The sequence below is a fragment of the Helicobacter apodemus genome (assembly GCF_000765745.2).
GTDB lineage: Bacteria > Campylobacterota > Campylobacteria > Campylobacterales > Helicobacteraceae > Helicobacter_D > Helicobacter_D apodemus.
The window spans coordinates 1-2,798 of record NZ_JRPC02000055.1; the positions used below are offsets into that span (position 1 = coordinate 1).

At 27.9% G+C, this 2,798-nt stretch carries 3 protein-coding genes and 1 pseudogene; 2 read left to right on the plus strand and 2 right to left on the minus strand.

Features of this window, described 5'->3' with window-relative positions; genetic code table 11:
• Window positions 1-92 precede the first annotated feature (92 nt).
• Window positions 93-491, minus strand: coding sequence for a hypothetical protein (locus tag LS72_RS10240; protein ID WP_138155338.1), 399 nt, complete (start codon window positions 489-491; stop codon window positions 93-95).
• Window positions 492-610: 119 nt separating this feature from the next.
• Window positions 611-871 (minus strand): hypothetical protein, encoded by a 261-nt coding sequence (locus LS72_RS10245; RefSeq protein ID WP_034555423.1) that lies wholly within the window; start codon window positions 869-871, stop codon window positions 611-613.
• A gap of 131 nt (window positions 872-1,002) precedes the next feature.
• Between LS72_RS10245 and LS72_RS10250 the strand changes: the two genes are divergently transcribed.
• Complete coding sequence (locus LS72_RS10250; protein ID WP_034555422.1) at window positions 1,003-1,605, plus strand: recombinase family protein; 603 nt, start codon at window positions 1,003-1,005, stop codon at window positions 1,603-1,605.
• A gap of 913 nt (window positions 1,606-2,518) precedes the next feature.
• Window positions 2,519-2,798 (plus strand): annotated as a pseudogene (locus tag LS72_RS10255) (hypothetical protein); the annotation flags it as partial.

A 2,798-nucleotide genomic window follows, 5' to 3' on the forward strand; every position in this document is an offset into this window, starting at 1 on the left:
TAATAAATGGTTGCTTTCAATAGGTATAAATGGCTGTATTATAAAAACACCTACTGAAGTTAAAGAGAGAGCAAAGGTAATATGGGTTTTAGCTAACATTTATTACCTCCAACATTATTCCCAAAGTCAAACATAAAACAACTTTGGCTTTCTGTTGTTGGCTTTTGCTCTTTTTGTTTTTTCTCAGGCCTTTTAAGTTGTGGAATCTCTTTTTTAGGTATTGAATCTTGTGAGATTGATTGATTATGTTCTAAGACTTCTTTAGTTTGAGATTTATATATTTGAAATTGTTTTTTCAAGTTCTTAGATTCTTTTTTACTCTTAGGGTCTTGCTTATTTAAATCTATTTGAATTGTAGCCTTACCTTTTGCAAACTTTATAATAGCACTTTCTATGATTTTACGCTTTAATCCATAGTTATTAAGCCCTTTTAAGATATTAATGGCTGTGCTATTTGTAAGTGTAACTCTTAATTCATATTTTTCTTGCATTTATTTATCCTTAGTATTCTATAAGTCAGTTATTTTAATAAATAACTCATAGCATTGTGGAGTTTTTGCATAGGATTGTAGAGCCATTGCTTGTCCTTTATTTGTGGAATAGTTTGAAATCAATAATCCTCGTGTAATTCCCTTTTTGTAAGATTTTTTCGTATTGTTCTTATTCCACTTTTATATGCAGAAATAACTTCTTTTCTTGAAATTTGTAGAATTAAAGCAATCTCATCAAAAGAATACTCTCTTTCTTTTAGCTTTAGTTCCCAAAACCATTTTAATGGATTTGATTCTTTATGTTTTCTAGCATATTTAAGATACATAAGTCTCGTGTGTTTATCAAAAATCTGATGTTGGTTGTTGGTGATTTTTTCCATATCAATACCTCTTTTGTATTAGTATTAATTGTTCCTTAAATATTTACTATTTGTATCTATAAAAGATATAAATTAATCAATATATTATGTTACAATTTAGTCAAATTAATAAAAATTTGTATAGGAAAAATATGGTTTTGGCATATATTAGAATTAGCACAAATAAGCAGGATATTGAAACACAAAAATTACAAATTTTTAAATATGCCCGCGAGGAAGGTTTGAGTATTGATAATTTCATTGAAGTGCAAGAGAGTTCCGCAAAAAGCCCAAAGCAACGAAAAATTGATGAATTAAAAGAAAGATTAAAAAATAATGATGTCTTAATTGTTTATGAGCTTTCAAGGTTGGGGAGGAGTATGTTTGAAACAATCAACCTTGTTTTAGAGTTATCAGAAAAAGGAGTGCAATTTATTTTTTTAAAACAACCTGAACTTAGTAGCTTTAAAAATATTCATTCAAAGCTTTTGCTTACTTTTTATGCCTATATAGCGGAAGTAGAAAAAGATTTTATCTCTCAACGCACTAAAGCTGGGCTTGAAAAAGCAAGGGCTAGTGGTAAAGTCTTAGGTCGTCCCATTGGTTCTCACTCTAGTATGTATGATGAATATTTGGAAACAATTAAAGAGTTAATCGCTAAGGAATTATCCTTAAAATCAATATGGAAATATATAGGCAAAAAAGGACATTATGTAAGCTTTTATAATTATTGCAAAGCAAGAAATCTTATATAATTTTACAATTAATTATAATTTTAATTTTAATAGGTTAGAATAGGTTAGAATTTAAGGAACCATTAATATTAATTTTTAAAAATTATCTTTAGAATCTTAAAGTTTTAAGACTTCATCTTAATCAAGAACTTCAAAAATAATTTGACATAATACATAAATTTTATTACAATTTGGTTTTAAACTTTATGTTTTTTGTAAAAGGTATAGATTGCCACCTTTTAGGTTCTTTCCACCTAGTGTAATCCACCTTGTGTAGCTTATGACTACATATAAGAAGAGAAAGTTAATTCAGGGTTAAACCATATAGCCCTTTCCCTTTGAATTGCTGGGAAGTCTTGCAATACAAGGAGGATAAAGTAAAAGATATATTATTGTCTTCAAAGGGTGTTATTCCTCTTGAAAAGCCATACATTGTCTTTTTCTGTCTCTCCTTGTTTAGAGTGTTATACTCCAACTATTTAGAAATAATAGTGCATTATTAATGCAGTTACAATTAACACTTAGAGATAATCAGCAGCTAAGCTTCTAATGGGTTAAAGTTTTAGAGAACAAATAAACACAAATAGGTTTTGTAAAGCTTTTAACTTTTTTCCTTCAAAAATCCTTTTACTTTACTTTATAAATCCTTTTAATATGTTCTTTAAGTTTCTATTTAATCTTTAATCCTATGAAGAAAGTTCAGAGACTATCCACAAGATAAAGTAATAGATCGTAATATTCAAAACCTTAATGTTTTGTAGAAATTCATAAATTACAAATTCTATCCTTTATCTAGGAGTAGGCTGTAAGCAAGTATATTTACCTCATTTATTCTCTCATTATTATTCAATCTCTTTTTTAAAGTAGTCTATAAGCATAAGCTAAAAGATGATTATCCATATAAAAAACAACAATTAAATAATAAGGAGCTAAAATGGCTAAAATCAAAGCAGGACAACAAGAACAAGAAATTGTTGAAACAAATAATCAAAATATAAAATCCACACAAAGTAATAATCCACCATCAAGACGAAGTATTATTGAAGCAAATCAAAAACGCAAAATGGCAATCATTGAAAAGAATATTAATGCAGAAGTCTTTGTTCCCCAATCTCTAAATGCTATAAAAATCTTTAAAGAATTAAGGGCAACAGATGCACTAGATTCTACATTAAGGAATCTTTGGGGTGATAAAATTAGTGCAAAAGATATGG

Bases quoted from the DNA above. Each gene is read 5' to 3' on its own strand.
- LS72_RS10245 (WP_034555423.1), bottom strand. From the start codon at position 871: ATGGAAAAAATCACCAACAACCAACATCAGATTTTTGATAAACACACG.
- LS72_RS10250 (WP_034555422.1), top strand. From the start codon at position 1,003: ATGGTTTTGGCATATATTAGAATTAGCACAAATAAGCAGGATATTGAA.
- LS72_RS10240 (WP_138155338.1), bottom strand. From the start codon at position 491: ATGCAAGAAAAATATGAATTAAGAGTTACACTTACAAATAGCACAGCC.